Origin of the sequence: Caulobacter sp. DWR3-1-2, assembly GCF_049896225.1 — a bacterium.
Classification (GTDB): Bacteria; Pseudomonadota; Alphaproteobacteria; order Caulobacterales; family Caulobacteraceae; genus Caulobacter.
The window spans coordinates 194099-210290 of the sequence record NZ_JAFCTW010000002.1 but is presented as its reverse complement, the minus strand read 5'-3'; the positions used below and the strand labels follow the sequence as shown (position 1 = coordinate 210290).

Annotated in this window: 15 protein-coding genes, 1 tRNA gene and 1 pseudogene; 11 read left to right on the top strand and 6 right to left on the bottom strand. The window is 67.1% G+C overall.

The genetic code is table 11. From position 1 onward, the window contains the following. Positions 1-360 precede the first annotated feature (360 nt). From ACP696_RS03315 to ACP696_RS03300, 4 genes are all read left to right on the top strand, one after another. Complete coding sequence (locus tag ACP696_RS03315) at positions 361-1254, top strand: MotA/TolQ/ExbB proton channel family protein (RefSeq protein ID WP_426013255.1); 894 nt, start codon at positions 361-363, stop codon at positions 1252-1254. 5 nt (positions 1255-1259) lie between these two features. After that, positions 1260-1694 (top strand): biopolymer transporter ExbD, encoded by a 435-nt coding sequence (locus ACP696_RS03310; protein ID WP_426012866.1) that lies wholly within the window; start codon positions 1260-1262, stop codon positions 1692-1694. A gap of 11 nt (positions 1695-1705) precedes the next feature. After that, positions 1706-2440, top strand: coding sequence for an energy transducer TonB (locus ACP696_RS03305; RefSeq protein WP_426031689.1), 735 nt, complete (start codon positions 1706-1708; stop codon positions 2438-2440). A gap of 129 nt (positions 2441-2569) precedes the next feature. Continuing rightward, positions 2570-2646 (top strand) — tRNA-His (locus ACP696_RS03300). A gap of 57 nt (positions 2647-2703) precedes the next feature. On the opposite strand, the gene ACP696_RS03295 is transcribed toward ACP696_RS03300, so the two are convergent. From ACP696_RS03295 to ACP696_RS03285, 3 genes and pseudogenes are all read right to left on the bottom strand, one after another. After that, on the bottom strand, positions 2704-2853 hold the full coding sequence (locus ACP696_RS03295) for a hypothetical protein (protein WP_426012863.1): 150 nt from the start codon (positions 2851-2853) through the stop codon (positions 2704-2706). Positions 2854-2971: 118 nt separating this feature from the next. Continuing rightward, positions 2972-3124 carry a hypothetical protein gene (locus ACP696_RS03290; protein WP_426043458.1) on the bottom strand — a complete coding sequence of 51 codons (153 nt, stop codon included), beginning with the start codon at positions 3122-3124 and terminating at the stop codon, positions 2972-2974. 113 nt (positions 3125-3237) lie between these two features. Further along, positions 3238-3635 (bottom strand): annotated as a pseudogene (locus ACP696_RS03285) (helix-turn-helix domain-containing protein); the annotation flags it as partial. A gap of 213 nt (positions 3636-3848) precedes the next feature. Here ACP696_RS03285 and ACP696_RS03280 point away from each other — a divergent pair. Together ACP696_RS03280 and ACP696_RS03275 are read left to right on the top strand one after the other, a co-directional pair. Continuing rightward, entirely contained in the window at positions 3849-4856 is a 1008-nt protein-coding gene (locus ACP696_RS03280; protein WP_426043457.1) for an FAD-dependent oxidoreductase, read from the top strand. A 33-nt stretch (positions 4857-4889) separates the two neighbouring features. Further along, positions 4890-6053, top strand: coding sequence for an acyl-CoA dehydrogenase family protein (locus tag ACP696_RS03275; protein WP_426012858.1), 1164 nt, complete (start codon positions 4890-4892; stop codon positions 6051-6053). A gap of 169 nt (positions 6054-6222) precedes the next feature. Here ACP696_RS03275 and ACP696_RS03270 read toward each other — a convergent pair whose 3' ends face one another. Then, positions 6223-6942 carry a TonB family protein gene (locus tag ACP696_RS03270; RefSeq protein ID WP_426012856.1) on the bottom strand — a complete coding sequence of 240 codons (720 nt, stop codon included), beginning with the start codon at positions 6940-6942 and terminating at the stop codon, positions 6223-6225. 186 nt (positions 6943-7128) lie between these two features. On the opposite strand from ACP696_RS03270, the gene ACP696_RS03265 reads away from it, so the two are divergent. Further along, on the top strand, positions 7129-7998 hold the full coding sequence (locus ACP696_RS03265; RefSeq protein ID WP_426012854.1) for a transglycosylase SLT domain-containing protein: 870 nt from the start codon (positions 7129-7131) through the stop codon (positions 7996-7998). Between the two features lie 40 nt (positions 7999-8038). Here ACP696_RS03265 and ACP696_RS03260 read toward each other — a convergent pair whose 3' ends face one another. Both ACP696_RS03260 and ACP696_RS03255 read right to left on the bottom strand, forming a co-directional pair. Further along, positions 8039-9220, bottom strand: coding sequence for a CaiB/BaiF CoA transferase family protein (locus ACP696_RS03260; protein ID WP_426012853.1), 1182 nt, complete (start codon positions 9218-9220; stop codon positions 8039-8041). A gap of 62 nt (positions 9221-9282) precedes the next feature. After that, positions 9283-11085 carry a hybrid sensor histidine kinase/response regulator gene (locus ACP696_RS03255; protein WP_426043456.1) on the bottom strand — a complete coding sequence of 601 codons (1803 nt, stop codon included), beginning with the start codon at positions 11083-11085 and terminating at the stop codon, positions 9283-9285. Positions 11086-11247: 162 nt separating this feature from the next. Between ACP696_RS03255 and spbR the strand changes: the two genes are divergently transcribed. From spbR to ACP696_RS03235, 4 genes are all read left to right on the top strand, one after another. Continuing rightward, complete coding sequence (gene spbR, locus ACP696_RS03250) at positions 11248-12387, top strand: pole-localized protein SpbR (RefSeq protein WP_426043455.1); 1140 nt, start codon at positions 11248-11250, stop codon at positions 12385-12387. 58 nt (positions 12388-12445) lie between these two features. After that, positions 12446-13207, top strand: coding sequence for an NUDIX hydrolase (locus ACP696_RS03245; RefSeq protein ID WP_426043454.1), 762 nt, complete (start codon positions 12446-12448; stop codon positions 13205-13207). A gap of 70 nt (positions 13208-13277) precedes the next feature. Next, positions 13278-14837 (top strand): tryptophan halogenase family protein, encoded by a 1560-nt coding sequence (locus ACP696_RS03240; RefSeq protein WP_426043453.1) that lies wholly within the window; start codon positions 13278-13280, stop codon positions 14835-14837. A gap of 185 nt (positions 14838-15022) precedes the next feature. Next, a complete protein-coding gene (locus tag ACP696_RS03235) occupies positions 15023-16069 on the top strand; it encodes a sterol desaturase family protein (RefSeq protein WP_426012844.1) in 1047 nt (348 codons plus the stop codon). Positions 16070-16192 lie beyond the last annotated feature (123 nt).

Here is a 16192-nt window from a genome sequence, read left to right as displayed (position 1 = left end):
TCCTGATTTCTCTTTTGTGCGATGCGGCAACGGTAGTGGGTGCTTCAAAGGGACGGTAAATTTATGCCGCCCGTCACCCCTTGACGGTGCGAAAAGGGGTTGCCAAAGGACCCCTGCCGCAATTCTAACATTGCTGTAAGATCACTGCCTCACAGGGCGGTGGTCACACGCGCTTCGAAACGATCCTTCTGAAGGGCGCAAGCCTGGCTAGGGGGGCGTAACGGGTCGAGCGCAGCGAAGCGGGTCCGCGGGACGTCCGAGTTATCGGTCGCCTCGGGGGCTATTCAAGTTAGGGTGGAGACGCTCTCGCGCGACGACCCTCGGTCCAAACGTGCTAGACCAACCAGGAACTGGCGAAAGATGCTCGACATTAAACGGAAGACCCCCCTCATCGCTCTCGTCGGCGCTCTCGCGCTGATGGCGAGCGCCCCGGCTTTCGCCCAGGATGCTGCTGCTCCTGCGCCGGCCACCACCACAGCCGCCGCCCCGGCTCCCGCCCCGGCCGTTACCCCGGCCCCGGCTGAGGAAGTCGATGCTGGCGTCGCAGCGACTGAAAAGATGAAGTCGCACCAGCTGACGCCCTTCACCATGTTCATGGAAGCGAAGATCGTCGTTAAGGTCGTGATGATCGGCCTGATCCTCGCCTCGGTCTTCTCCTGGGTGTTGCTGATCACCAAGCTCCTCGAGTTTGGCGCCCTGAACCGTCAATCGGACAAGTTCCTGGAAGCCTTCCGGGGCGCTCGTTCGATCGCCGACATCGCCCGTATCGGTTCGTCGGAGGAATTCGAAGGCAACCCGATGGCCGACATGGCCGCCGCGGCCGCCCAAGAAGTTGAACTGTCGCGCCAAGCTGGCCTGGCCATCTCGGGCGAGCACCGTGACTCGGTGATCACCCGCGCCACCTACGCCATCAACGCGGTCCAAGCCTCGTTGGCCAAGCGCCTGTCGGGCGGCATGGTGTTCCTGGCCTCGGTCGGTTCGGCCGGTCCGTTCATCGGTCTGTTTGGTACCGTTTACGGGATCATGAGCTCGTTCATCAACATCGCGAACACCAACACCACCAACCTGGCCGTCGTCGCTCCCGGTATCGCCGAAGCGCTGCTCGCCACCGGTATTGGTCTGTTCGCCGCTATCCCGGCGGTTATCTTCTACAACTACTTCCAGACCCGCATTTCGGCCTACGGCACCCGCTCGGAAGGTTTCGTCGCTGAACTGATGAACGCAATTTCGCGTCAGCTCGACAAGGGAGCCTAACACCGATGGCCGCCAAACTCTCAGGCGGCGGGGGCGACAGGTTCAACGTCGAACAGAACAGCGAGATCAACGTCACGCCCTTCGTGGACGTCATGCTGGTCCTACTGATCATCTTCATGGTGGCGGCGCCTCTCGCCGCCCCATCGGTCGAAGTGAAACTGCCGCCAGCGGTCGCGAAGCCGTCAACGACCCCGCCAAAGCCGGTCTACATCTCGATCAAGTCTTCAGGTCAGGTGTTCATCGGCGACAATCGTACGGATGCTCAGACGTTGGGTGATGACCTGGCCAAGAGCATCGGTAAGCGCGATCCCACCAAGGAGCGCATCTACATCCGGGCCGATGAAAAGACCCGTTATGGAGCCTTCATGGAGGTGATGAATTCACTTCAGGATGCAGGTTTCTATAGCGTGGCGCTCATTGGCCGGGATGACAATAGCTAAGGGGGTGCTGCATGGCTGACGAACAAACGCCCGAGCATCGCCACTATGATCCGCTGACCTCGGAAGGACCCCGAAAGAAAAAGGGTCTGGGCACTTTTGGTATTGCGACCCTGATCGTCCTTGGCGTTCACGTTCTTCTCGGCGTCTATATGGCGAAGCAGAAGTTCGAAGCGGTGATGAAGGAATACAGCGACGACGCCGTGGACGTGGAGTTGCCTCCGCCGCCCCCGCCGCCGCCGCCGCCGCCTCCGCCGCCGCCGCCGCCGACCAACGCTCCGCCTCCGCCTCCTGCGGTGGTGCAGCCGAGGCCGCCGATCGCGCCGCCGCCGGACGTGACGCCGCCGCCGCCTCTGCCGATCCCGCCTGTGAAGGTACGGGTCGAGCAAACGGCGCCGCCCGTGATCTCCGCCGTGCCGCCGGTTCCTTCGAACCCGCCGGCTCGGGCTTCGGTGGTCACGCGTCCTGATTGGGCCCGCAAGCCCACGGGGGACGACATGGCGCGCTACTATCCCGACCGCGCCCAGCGGATGGAGGTGAACGGCCGCGCGACGATCTCGTGCACCGTGAACGCCAGGGGTACGCTCGAAGGTTGCTCGGTCACGTCGGAAAATCCGGCGGACTACGGCTTCGGCGACGCGGCGATGAAGCTGTCGCGACTGTTCAAGATGAAGCCGAAGACGCTCGATGGCGCCCCGGTGGATGGTGGACAGATCTCGATCCCGATCGTCTTCCAGGTTCCCCGCTAGGGATCCCGGCGACCGGTCAAGAAACGAGCGCCCCGAAGCTGCAAAGCTTCGGGGCGTTTTCGTATGGCGGAGGCTGTTCGGCGCTTGATCCAGCCTCCGCGTCCGACTAAACACACTCCCTCGCGATGCGCCGCCTTAGCTCAGTTGGTTAGAGCGCCGGTTTGTGGAACCGGAGGTCCTCAGTTCAAGCCTGAGAGGCGGTACCATCGCGGAACGCAAAAAGGCCCGGCTTCGCAGGCGGGCCTTTTTCGTCGCCGTCTGTGTCAGGCCTCGCCATGGGGGCAAAAGAGCGCCGCCCAGACGCGCCAGGCGATCAGGGCGATCACGATCCAACCCACCATCAAGCCGGCCAAAGGCCGGGTCTGCCACCAATAGCGGACACGGCCAAAAGCGGCCCCCGAAGACACGGTCACTCTACGCTCCCCTGCGCGGACCTCGCCGCGCCTGCTCGACTTGCCAAGGATGCTGCGCCAGAACGACGTCCCGCGATAGGGCCTGGGGCCGCGTCACAGCGACGCTATGATCGGACGTTCAGTCGAGCCGATATTCAGCGACATCGCCCTCGCGCAGAAGGATTTCCAACTGCTTGCGCTTGAGGATCATGCGGTTGTGACGGCGGACCACTTCGCCGATCAACGGGACGAGGACGGTGCAGACCAGGAACAGCGACAGGATGAGAAGCATGGAGACCGATGCGTGGCGACGGAAGGGGTCGCCGGCCAGAACGCGCGGACCCTGCTCTCGATCTGTCGTCGCGCCATCGTGGCGAGGGGCGTCTCGGAGACCGCCGCGGCGGGCTCGTCATCGACCATCGCCTTGACCAGATCAACCACGCGGCGACGCAGCCGGCGGTCCTTCAGGCGCGGGAACAGGTCGGCCAGTTCCAGCCCCCCGGCCGTGGCCACGAACTGGGTCATACGCTGTGAGAAGCCGTCGTCACTGGCGCCTGATGTTTCGTCCAGACCGTCGAAGAAGTAGGCTATCTGCGACTCCAGCAGGCGCGCGGCCTCGTAGAGCTTCGAGGCGCTGATGCGATTTGCCCCCGCTCGTATTTCTGGATCTGCTGGAAGGTGATGCCCAGGGCGTCGGCCAGTTGGGTCTGGCTCAGGCCCAGCACCTTGCGCCGGATCCTCAGGCGCGCGCCGACATAGAAGTCGACCGGATGAGCTGCATCCGCGGTGGTTTTTGCTGCCATCCGCTTCACGTCCCTCCAGCCGCCGTTGATCGCCTGTCGATGCGAGGCGCGCGGCCCAGCTTGCTGAAGACAGGATAGACCCAGGAGCCCGTCATAGTCACGCCTCTGACACATCACGCGTTTGACACATCACGCCTCTGACACATCACCGCTTTCGCCGGAAACGCGCGAACCGGACTTGACCTTTTTGGCGGGTAGGGGTGTCTGCCGGCCATGGAGACGAAGGCAGGCGCCCAAGGGGCTACGGCCGTTGCCGTGGCGGGCGCCGGCGCGATCGGATCGGCGGTGGCCCTGGCCCTGGCGCGCGCCGGCCTGGCGGTCACGGTGTTCGATCCGCGTCCCTTGGGCGACAACGCCTCGGGCGTCGCGGCCGGCATGCTGGCGCCCGTGGCCGAAGCGCTGTTTGACCCGGCTTCGGCTTCGCACCTGGATCTCCTTCGCCGGACGCGCGACCTGTGGCCCGCCTTCGCCGCCCCGCTCGGCGTTTTGATCCAGAGGGGCGGCCTGAGGGTTGAGGGCGACACCGCCTGGCTTTGCGCCGTCGCGGCGCGCGCCGAGGCCCTGGGCGCGCCCCTGAACCCCGCTGACGGCGAACGCGCCCTGACGAGCTACGAGGACTGGCGGATCGAAGCCCGCCCGGCCCTGAAGGCCCTGCATGACGCCGCCCAGGCCCTGGGCGCGCGGTTCGAGCCCCGCGCCTTCACCGCCGATGACCTGGCCGCCTTCTCGGCCGTGGTGCTGGCGACCGGCGCGGCGGACGGCGCGGGCCTGGCGCCGGAGCTATCGGTCTTGACGCCGATCAGGGGCCAGATTTTGCGAGCTGATCGCGGGCCGGCCGACGGTCCGGTTCTGCGGGGTGAGGGCGTCTATATCTGCCCGGGTCCGCGCCCGGCCGTCGGCGCGACCATGGAATTTGGTCGTTATGACCTGGCCGTCGACACCACGGCTACGGAGGATCTTCGCCGGGCGGCGATCCGTTTGCGCCCCCAACTGGCGCAAGCGGTCTTCGCCACCGAGGTCGGCGTTCGCGCCACCACGCCCGACGGCCTGCCCCTCGTCGGCTGGAGTGCGACGCCCAAGGTAATGCTGGCGGTCGGAGCCCGCCGCAACGGCTGGCTGCTGGCGCCGCTTGTGGCCGATCTCGTCGCCGCGTATCTGATGGGTGATAACCCAGGTCCGGACGCCGCGAGCTTCGACGCGCGGCGGTTCTCGCGAACCTGAGGACCCACGATAACAAGGCAAGGGCAGGAGCGCATGGCCGGATTCTGGTTGACCGAGGAACAGGAAGCCATCCGCGAGGGCGTCGCCAAGCTGTGCGCCGGCTTTGACGACGAGTACTGGCGGCGCACCGACGAGACCGGGATTTTCCCCGAGGCGTTCGTCGCCGCCATCGCCGAGGGCGGCTGGCTGGGCGTTGCCATGCCCGAGAGCGTCGGTGGCGCCGGCCTGGGCCTGACCGAGGCGGCGGTGATGATGCAGACCGTGGCCCAGTCCGGGGCGGGCTTTTCCGGCGCCAGCGCCATCCATCTGAACATCTTTGGTCCGATGCCGATCGTGAAGTTTGGGACTGAGGAACAGCGCCAGAAGCATCTGCCGCGCCTGATTTCCGGCGAGGACAAGATGTGCTTCGCGGTGACCGAGCCCAATTCGGGCCTCGATACCTCCAGCCTGGAGACGCGGGCCGAGCCGGTCGACGGTGGCTACCGCCTGAACGGTCGCAAGATCTGGACGACGGGCGCCCAGCGCGCCAACAAGATCCTGATCATCGCCCGCACCACCCCCAAGGACCAGTGCGCCAAGCCGACCCAGGGGCTCTCCCTGTTCTACACCGACCGCGAGAAGATCGAGGCCAAGCCGATCCCCAAGATGGGGCGCAAGGCGGTCGAGTGTAACATGCTGTTCATCGAGGACCTGTTCGTGCCCCAGGAGGACCTAGTGGGCGAGGAGGGCAAGGGTTTCGCCTACCTCCTGCACGGCCTCAATCCCGAGCGCGTGCTGTTCGCCGCCGAGGCGGTGGGCCTGGGACGAGTGGCCCTGTCCAAGGCGGTGACCTACGCCAAGGAGCGCGTGGTGTTTGGCCGGCCGATCGGCCAGAACCAGGGCATCCAGCATCCCCTGGCCAAGTCCTGGGCCGAGCTGGAAGCCGCCAACCTGATGGCCTTCAAGGCCGCCGCCCTCTACGACCGCGGCCAAGATTGCGGGGCCGAGGCCAACGCGGCCAAATATCTGGGCGCCGAGGCGGGCTTCACCGCCTGCGAAACCTCGGTCCTGGCCCATGGCGGCATGGGCTATGCCAAGGAGTATGACGTCGAGCGCTATTTCCGCGAGGCGATGATCGCCCGCATCGCGCCGGTCAGCCGCGAGATGATCCTGAACTTCATCGCCGAACGGGTGCTGGGTCTGCCCAAGAGCTATTGAGGTCACAGTCCTTTCGCAGCTCACCCACTTGCCCCCACCTGGCGACTTCGTCGCCTGTCCGCCCCCATAGGGGGCGGAGCCCCGCGCGCCTGAGCTCTGCCTCCTATGGGGGCGGACAGACCGCGAAGCGGTCAGGTGGGGGCAAGTGGGTATGATCCCGCGCCCCGAGCTAGTCCGCCGCGAACTTGATCGGGATGCGGACGCTGGCGCCGTCGACGGGGCGGCCGTCTTCGGTCTGGGGGCTCATCTTGAAATAGCGCGACAGCTTGATGGCGGCGCTGCCGAAGCCTTCTTCGGATGGCGTCTCGGCCAGCACCGTGCACATGCGGATCGCGCCATTGGCGGCCACCGTGCAGCTCAGGGTCGCCGAGCCCGAGACCCCGCGCCGCATGGCGCTGTCGGGATAGAAGCGGCTGAACTCCGAGGCGCCCGGCTTCTTTAGCCAGTTGGGCCGGCCGATGACCGGAGCGGGCGGCAGGGCGGGAGGGCCGACCGGGCCAACTTCCGACTTGGGCGCGCCAGGGTCCACCGGACCGTCCCGGACGGGGCCGACCGGCTCCTCGGGCGGCTTGAAGGGACTGAGCAGTTCGGGGATCACCGGCGGCGGGACGGCCTTGTGCAGCGGGGGAGGGTTGGCCGCTCTCGGCGGAGTCGGCTTGTCTCGAACCTCTTCCTTGGGCGGAGGCCTATAGAGCGGCAGTTCGAAGACGCGCGGCTCGCCCCCGATGTCGATCGGCGGCCCATACTTCTGGTAAGCCAGATAGGCGAACAGTCCTGCATGGCCGATCGACACGACGACCAGCGCCGCCAGCATCGCCTTCGAGGGCTTGGCGGGCGAGGCGTCGACGCCTGGGATATAGGAACCGATCGCGGCGGTTTGGGTGACCATGGGAACCTCCTGGGGCCGGCCGCTCCTGGCCGACGCCCCACCGTTCCACAAAGAATTACGGTTGTAAATATTACGAACTTAAATTTATTACAGACGTAACTGTGACATCCCGCCACAGGCAAAATCTGCCTGGCGGAGCGGCGTGGTTAATCCACGATTAACCACGTGCGGTCAGACATTCGGGGCATGGCCAACGTCACCTCCATCCGCAGCGTCGTCGAGTCGGCGATCCAGCGCGCCTCCAGCGCGACGGGCGTGGACTTCACCTTCCTGATGGGCGCGGCCAAGCGAGAGAGCGGCTTCAACCCCAACGCCAAGGCCGGCACCTCCTCGGCGTCGGGCCTGTTCCAGTTCGTCGATCAGACCTGGCTGTCGACGCTGAAAAAACACGGCTCCAAATACGGCTACGCCCGCTATGCCGACCTGATCCAGCAGGGTTCGGACGGCAAGTACCGGGTGGCCGGCGACGAGGCGCGCAAGGCGGTGCTGAGCCTGAAGTTGGATCCGCACGCCGCCTCGCTGATGGCCGGCGAACTGACCTCCGACCATGCCTCCTACCTGCGCGGCCGGGTCGGGCGCTCGCCGACGGCCGGCGAGCTCTACGCCGCCCACTTCCTGGGACCCCAGGGCTCGGCGCGGCTGATCGAGGCCGTGGGCGCCAGCCCCGGGGCCAGCGCCGCCGCGATGTTCCCCGACGCGGCGGCCGCCAACCGCTCGATCTTCTATCGCGAGGGCCGCTCCGCCACGGTCAGCGAGGTCTATGCCAACCTGACCCGGACCGGCGGCGCCACGCGCGTCACCCCCGACTCCGATCCGACGCCCGCCGCAGAGACAGGCTTCGTGCAATATGCCACGGGCCGCCGGCTGGAGCGCATCCAGCAAGAGCAGCAACTGGTGGACCTGATCCTGCGCGGCTCGCAAGGGGTCGATGACGGCTTTGGCCTGTCGTCGGCCGGCGGCGGCTCGTCCGCCCAGCGGATGACCAGCTCGATGTTCTCGTCCGAGATGCTGCGCATGCTGTCCGACGCCGGCGACGGGACGAAGAGCAATCGGTAGCAAATCTTCCTCTCCCTTCCCGTAAAGGAGAGGGAAAGTTTCAGGGGCTTGCCAGCCCTGCAATCTCGTCCTCCGAATAACCCGCCTCCGCCAACACCGCCGCCGTATGCTCGCCAAGCTTAGGCGCCGGCCCCCTCGGCCCATCTTCCGACCCCGGAAACCGCGCCGGACCCGCCGGGGCGGGGAAGGTCCCGCCCTTCCCATCCGGGGTCTCCACGAAACACCCCGCCGCGGCCGCCTGCGGGTCGCTGACCAGATCGCGCGGCGTCTGCCAGGGCGCCCAGGTGATGTCGCCGGCGTCGAGGGCGGCCTTGGCCTCTTCGTAGTCCATGGCGGCGAAGGCCTGGTCGAGGATCTCCACCAGGGCCGAGGTATTGTCGCGGCGCAGGCGGGCCGTCGTGAAGCGCGGATCGTCGGGCAGGTCGGGGCGGCCGGCGGCGGCGGCGATCTGGCGCCAGTCGGTGGAGCCTTGCCGGGCCAGCAGGCATATCCACCGCCCGTCGCGGGTCTTGAAGAAATTGGCCAGGGGCTGCACGGCCTCCTTGCGAGGCCGGGTCGAGGCCAGCTTCCCGAACCGCAGCTGAATCGCCATGTCCGAGCCGATCGCATAGACGCCGGTGCGCAGCAGCGAGGTCTCGACCAACCGCCCGACTCCGGTGCGCTGGCGCTCGTGCACGGCCGCCAGGATCGCCGACACCGTCGCCAAGGATGTGACGTGGTCGCCCATGCCGGTGCGGATCGGGAACGGCTCCTGACCCTTGGGGGCGGTGATCGCGCCCACCCCCGCCCGTGACCAGAAGGCCGCCACGTCCATGCCCGGCTTGTCGGCGTCGGGGCCTTCCAGGCCATAGCCGGTCAGGCTGCAATAGATCAGGCGCGGATTGACCGCCTTCAAGGTCTCGTAGTCGAGGCCGGCGCGCGCCAGAGCGGCGGGGCGCACATTGGTCAGGAAGATGTCGGCGTCCTTGACCAGGGCCTTCGCCGCCAAGCTTCCGCCCGGCGAGCGGATGTCGAGCACCACCGAGCGCTTGCCGCGGTTGTCGAGTTCGAAGATCGGGTTGGCGTCCTGGTCCGAGCCCAGGCTCTCGAAGAAGCCGCGCATCGGGTCGCCGTCGGGCGACTCGATCTTGATCACGTCGGCGCCCCAGTCGGCCATGATCCCGGCCGCGCCTGGGGCGGCGATATAGGTGGCCAACTCTATGACCCGCAGATCGCGCAGCATCGCATCCTCCCGTTTTATCGTTGGGAGGAGTGTGGACGACTTAAACGTCTGTTGGGAAGAGGCTAGGCGACCGCCGCCTGGTTGGCGCTCTTGCGGCCCAGGGTGGCGGCGTCGGCGACGGCGCGGGCTACGGCGGCGACGCTGACCGGCTTGCGCAGCACGGTGTCGGCCCCGGCGTCCAGGCACTCGCGGGCCTCGTCGGCGTCGCCGCCGATCACCGCGATGATCGCCACATGGCGATTGGCGCCGTCCAGGTCGCGCAGGGCGCGGGCGGTCTGGGGACCGTCCATGATCGGCATCCGGCCGTCCAGCATCACCAGGTCGAAGTCGCAGATCTTGGCCAGGTCCAGGGCTCGGCGCCCGTTCTGGGCGTGCACCACCTGGTGGCCCAGCTGCTCCAGGATGGCCCGCAGCATGGCGGCGTTGAGGGCGTCGTCCTCGGCCACCAGGATGCGCAGGTTGCGCGGAGGGGCGCCAGCCGGTTCAGCGGCCTGGGCGGCCTCGCGGTCGGTCTCGATCGCGCAGACAACGGACTCGTCGAAGGGCAGGGTCAGGGTGAAGCAACTGCCCACGCCCACGGCGCTGGAGGCCTCCAGCGCGCCGCCCATCAGCCGAGCCAGCTGCCGCGACAGCGACAGGCCCAGGCCCGCGCCGTTGACGCCGGCGCCGGTGCGCTCGATGCGCTGGAAGGCCTGGAACGCCTGCTCCATCTCCTCGGGCGACAGACCCGGACCGGTGTCGGCCACCGCGATGGCGATCTGGTCGCCACGCCGCTCGACCCGCACCTCAATACGGCCGCGAACGGTGTACTTGACGGCGTTGCCGACGATGTTGGCGACGATCTGGCGAGTGCGGAGCGCGTCGCCGATGGCGGCGCCCTGTTGGCGGTGTTCCAGGTCTGGCTCGATATGGACGCTCAGCTCCAGACCCTTGGCCATGGCGTGCGGGCGGTCGAGCAGGACCAGGTCGCGGATCAGGCGCACGGGTTCGAAGGCCACCGCCTCGACCGCGAGGCGGCCGGACTCGGCGATTTCGGAGTCCAGGGTGGCGTTGAGCACGGCGACCAGGTCCTGGGCGGCGTCGAGGGCGGCGTTCAGCTGTTCGCGCGACGGGGCGGCGCGACCGCCCTTGCCGGCGGCGGCGGCCAGAACGTGGGTGACGCCAGTCAGGCCGTTGCGGATCTCGTGGCTGAGAGTGGCGACGATGTCGGACTTGGAGCGAGCGACGCGCTCGGCGTGCTCCAGCACCCTCAGCCGCTCCTCAAGCAGGGCCTCGTGGGCCAGGGCCAGGGCGTGCTGGCGGCGCAGCATGCGGTTGAGCACCAGCGACAGCGCCATGGCCAGGGCGATGGCGCCCCAGGCCATGGTTCCGGCCCTCTGGCTCTCGGCGCGTGAGAACAGCAGGGCCAGCGGGCCAATGGCTGCGATCGGTGCGGTAATCAGCAGGGCGATGAGGTTGGGTGCGGAGAAGAAGATGCAGACTACCGAAGCGCCGACAGCCAGCAGCAGCAGGGTCTCGCGCGCCGCGCCCGCGCCATCGGCAAAGGCGGCCATCTGGCTGACCGCCACGGCCCACAGCAGGCCCGACAGCACCTGCACCCGGGAGCGCCGCGCCACGTCCTGGGCCGCTGGCGTCCGCAGCCAGGCGACGACGCCGTAGAAGATGCCCCAGTTGATGGCGAACACGCTAAAGCTCATCGCCAGCCAGCCGGCATTGGCGGCGAAGGATCCGGCCCAGACATAGATCGGCAGGCTGACCGCGAATACCGCCAGAGCGTAAGGCAAAAGCGCGGCCTGGGCGTCAAGCGCCATGCGGACGTCGGCGCCGCTCGAGGCGGGGTCGTGAGATCGGCGCTCGGCGAACAACGGTCGGATTCCTCGGGGTATCCGAGAAGCCTAAGGCGGTCGCGGTTTGCGTCCCGTTACGGCTTATCGTTAATCCACAGCCCTTCGAGCACAAACAATCGTTAAGCTTAACGCGAGATGATCTGATTCCACGCTGTTCCCCGGGGGATAGGGGAGACACCCATGGCCACCACCCGCGCCGCCCTCACCGACCAAGATATCCGCATGCTGGTGAAGGGCGCGACCCCTGACGAGCGCGCCCTGGCGGCCCACAAGCTGTGTCGAACCATCGACCGCGCCGAGCTGGACGAGGATCAACGCACGCTGGCGGACGAAATCCTGCGGGTGATGGCGGGAGACGCCGCCGAGCTGGTGCGCCGCGCCCTGGCCGTGACCCTGCGCAACTCACCGGTGCTGCCGCCGGACATCGCCAACAAGCTTGCCCGCGACGTCGAGAGCGTGTCGCTGCCGATCATCAGCTTCTCGCCGGTGTTCAGCGACGCCGATCTCGCCGAAATCGTCCGTCTCGGCGGCCCCATGCGGCAGATGGCGGTGGCCAAGCGTCCCAGGCTGTCGAGCAAGGTCACCGCCCTGCTGGTCGAGCAAGGGTCGGAGGAGATGGTCGCCACCATCTGCGCCAACGACAACGCCCGGATGTCCGAGACCGCGCTGCAAAAGGCGCTGAACCGGTTCTCCACCTCGGAGAAGGTGCTGACCGCCGTCGCCTATCGCACGAGCCTGCCGCTGGCCGTGACCGAGCGCCTGATCGACATGGTCGGCGACCAGCTGCGCGACTACATCCTAGACCACCATGCCCTGTCGGCCGAGCGCACGCTGGAACTGATTCTGGGCGCCAAGGAGCGGGCCACGATCGATCTCGTCGATCAGGCCGGCCGCGCCGCCGACGCCAAGGGCTTCGCCGCCCACCTCAACAGCGTCAAGCGCCTGACCCCGTCGCTGCTGCTGCGGGCCCTGGCCCATGGCCACATGAGCTTCTTCGAGTGGGGCGTGGCCGAGCTGGCTGGCGTACCGCATCACCGCACCTGGCTGATGATCCACGACGCTGGCGACCTGGGCCTGAAGGCGATCTGCGAGCGGGCTGGCCTGCCGCCGCGCCTGTTCCCCGCCCTGCGGGCCGGCGTCGACGCCTTCCACGCCATGGATTATGACGGCCGTCCCGGCGACCGCGAGCGTTTCCAGGAGCACATGATCCAGCGGTTTCTCACCTCGTCCACGGCGATGTCGCGCGAGGATACCGACTATCTGCTGGCGCGGGTGGACCGGCTGGGTGAACAGGCCCAGGGAGCGGCCGCGGCGGGCTAACCCGAACATCCGTTCGAACCCTCTGGGCAACCGCGCGCATTTCCGACAAGCTGACGCCATGTCAGAGCGCCCCGAAGAGCCGATAAGGCCCGCCGCCACCATCCTGCTTCTCCGCGACTCGCCGTTCGAGGTGCTGATGGTCAAGCGACACCACCAGATCGACTTCGCGGCGGGCGCACTGGTCTTTCCGGGCGGCAAGAGCCACGCCGGCGACCATGATCCCGCCTGGACCGACCACGCCACCGGCTGGGACAGCGTCGGGGAGGACGGCCCGGCCCTGCGCATCGCCGCGATCCGCGAGGCCTATGAGGAGGCCGGCGTGCTGCTGGCCCGCGACGCCGAAGGCGAGACCTATGTGGGCGAGGCGGCGATCGACGTGCGGGCCGCCGTCGCCGACGACCGCGTGACCTTCCTCGACGTCGTGCGTGATCTGGGGCTGAAGCTGGACCTGGCCGCCCTGACCATCTTCGCCCGCTGGATCACCCCGCCGCTGATGACCAAGCGCTTCGACACCTGGTTCTACGTCGCCCACGCGCCCCTGGCCCAACTGGCGATCTGCGACGGCCACGAGGCGGTCGACGCCGAGTGGATCGCGCCCGGCGAGGCCCTGGCCTTGGCGGCGTCCGGCGAACGGAAGGTGATCTTCCCCACCCGGATGAACCTGCAATTGCTTGCCGAAAGCGCGAGCCCGACCGCCGCCATCGGCACCGCGCGAAGCCGACCGCTGGTCACGGTCGAGCCGTGGGTCGAGGGGGCGTCGCTTCGCATCCAGCCCGACGCCGGCTATGGCGCGGCGGCCGAGCCGCTGTCGGCGCTGTAGGGCCTCGCTTCGAGGCCGACGGCGCCCGATTTCGCGGGCCGAAACCGATCAAAACCGCTAATCAGACGACATGGATCGTAGACGTAGCCTCCTCATCGTCGGCGGCGGGACAGCGGGTTGGCTGACGGCGGCCTACCTGGCCAAGCATCTGCAAGTGGCCGAGCACGCGCGCCTGGACATCACCGTGCTGGAGTCGCCCGACATCGGTATCATCGGTGTTGGCGAGGCCACCTTCCCGACCATCCGCAACACCCTGCAATTCCTGGGCATCGACGAGGCGCGTTTCATCCGCGAGACCTCGGCCACCTTCAAGCAGGGCATCCGCTTCAACGACTGGGCGCAGACGCCTAAGGACGGCGCCCGCCACCACTTCTTCCATCCCTTTGAGGCGCCGTTCTCGACCGACGGCTCCAGCCTGGCGCCGTACTGGTTGCTGCAGGACGAGGCGACGCGCGCGCCGTTCGCCGAGGCCATGACCATCCAGTCGCGGGTCGCCGACGCCCAGCGGGCGCCTAAGCGTCCGCACGAGGGCAATTTCGCCGGTCCGCTGAACTATGCCTACCATTTCGACTCGGCGCGGCTGGCCGAGGTTCTGGCCGAACGCGCCGTCGAGCTGGGCGTGCGTCATCTGAAGGGCGCGCTGCAAACGGTGGAACTGGACGCAACCGGCGCGATTGACCACGTGATCTCTGTCGAGCATGGCCGGCTGGAGGCCGATCTCTATATCGACTGCACGGGCTTCCACGCCGAGCTGATCGGCAAGGCCATGCAGTCGCCCTTCAAGTCGGTGCGCGATATTCTGTTCGCCGACCGGGCCATCGCCTGCAAGATCCCCTATGATCGTCCCGACGCGCCGATCCAGAGCTTTACGATCGCCACTGCGCACGAGGCGGGTTGGACCTGGGACATCGGCCTGAACGGAGCCCGGGGAATCGGCTGCGTCTATTCCAGTGGCCACATGGACGACGACCAGGCCGAGGCGATTCTGCGCGGCTACATCGGCGACACCGCCGCCGAGATCGCCCCGCGCAGCATCGCCTTCGATGCCGGCTATCGTCAGAAGCAGTGGGTGAAGAACTGCGTCGCCGTGGGCCTGTCGGCTGGTTTTCTGGAGCCCTTGGAATCGACCGGCGTGGTCTTGATCGAGGCGGCGGTGGCGATGATCGCCGAGCTCTTCCCCCATAACGGGCCGATCGGAGCCCCCGCCTTCCGCTTCAACGAACTGATGACGGCCCGCTACGACAACATCATCACCTTTCTCAAGCTGCACTACTGCATCAGCCAGCGCGCCGAGCCATTCTGGCGCGACAACAGAAATCCGGCCTCGATCCCCGACCGGCTGGCCGATCTACTGGAGCAATGGCGCTATCGCCCGCCGACGCGGTTTGACTTCATCCTGGATCTCGAGACCTTCGCCTTCTTCAACTACCAGTACATCCTCTACGGCATGGGCTTCAAAACCGACCTGTCGCCGGGACGGGCGGAGTTCCCCAACGTCGCGGCGGCCGAAACCCTGTTTCGCAAGATCCGCGGCTTTGGCGAACGCGCCACCCAGGACCTGCCCAGCCACCGCGACCTGATCGCGCAGATCAACCGGTTCGGGTTCGATCGGGCTCTGGAGAGCGCCTGAAACGAGGCGGACGACGGGCTCGACATCTTTTGTCTCAAGCGAAGCTGCGCCGTGAACGGCTCCTTAGGGCTATTGGCTCAACTCTTGCTCTCGTTGTGCGAGTGCCGAACGCTTTGGGGGCGAGGGATAGGCGAGTGGATCATAGCGGACCAATCCCAGCAGCGAGAGCGCTGGGTCCTTTCTTCGTGACGATTCGCCGGCTGTTTCATCCCGTCGCGTTGTCGCTCGTCGCCACCCACCTGGCCCTGCTGGCTTTGGGCTGGTGGACCCTGCGCCATCTCGTTCCCGACACCGTGGTTCTGCATCTCTTCGGACACGTCCAGCTGGTGCATGAGGTGCACCGGCGCGTGATCGACCGCACGCTGGAACTCGGCGCCCTGCTGCCCGCCGTCTTCCTGGTCGAGTACTTGTGGGTGGGGTGGCGGAAGAGCTCGGTGCGGCACCTGCTGGTCGAGCGCACCGCTTCGGGCTGGTCCGACTTGGCCTGTTACTTTTTCCAGCTGGCGCCGGTTTCGACCATGGTCGCCGGGATCATGAGTTTCGGCGTCGTGTACGTTTCGGGCGCAGGGCTGCGATGCCTTTTCGCCGACGCGACCGGGATCGATATCAGCATCGCCGGCGCCCCCCTGTTGCTTCAAACCGCGATCCTGTTCCTGCTTTACACGCTGCTCGACTATTGGAGCCATCGCCTGGACCACTCGCGCGTGTTCTGGCCGCTGCACCGGTTCCATCACGCCGCGGAGTCATTCTCGGTCCTGACCGCCGCCCGCGTGCACCCAGCGATGTTCACTGCCGTGGTCGGCGCCATCCTGCCGGGCGTTCTGCTGGGTTCGGACCCCGCGGCCCTGGCCCAAACCGGCATCGTGATCATCATCATTCGGCTTCTGATTCACTCGCGGATCGAGTCCAACTTCGGCTGGGTCGGCCGTTGGGTCGTGCAGTCGCCGCTGCACCACCGCCTGCATCACAGCCTCAACCGGATGCCGATCAACCTCGCCCTCCTGCCCATCTGGGATCGTCTGTTCGGGACGTGGCGCGACGCCCCGCGGGAAGCCATGCGGATCGGGACGCCGGCGCCCTACCGCCATGGGGCCTGGTTCGTGCCGGACCTGTGGCGCGACTATTGCGAGTTCTGGACAGGCGTCAAAACGCTCGCCTTCGAAGGGCTCGTCGGGCTCAAACAGGCACCTCGCGCGCCACTGCGGGACCTGGCCTCGGAAGCGGACGCATAAGAAGGGCCCCGCTCCAGAGGAGCGGGGCTAAGGCAAGCGGCTTTCAAGACCTTGCCTAGAGCATCGCGCGGAAAAGCGGCCACCGGTTTTGCGCAAAAGCGATGCGAAAACAAAAATCTAGAG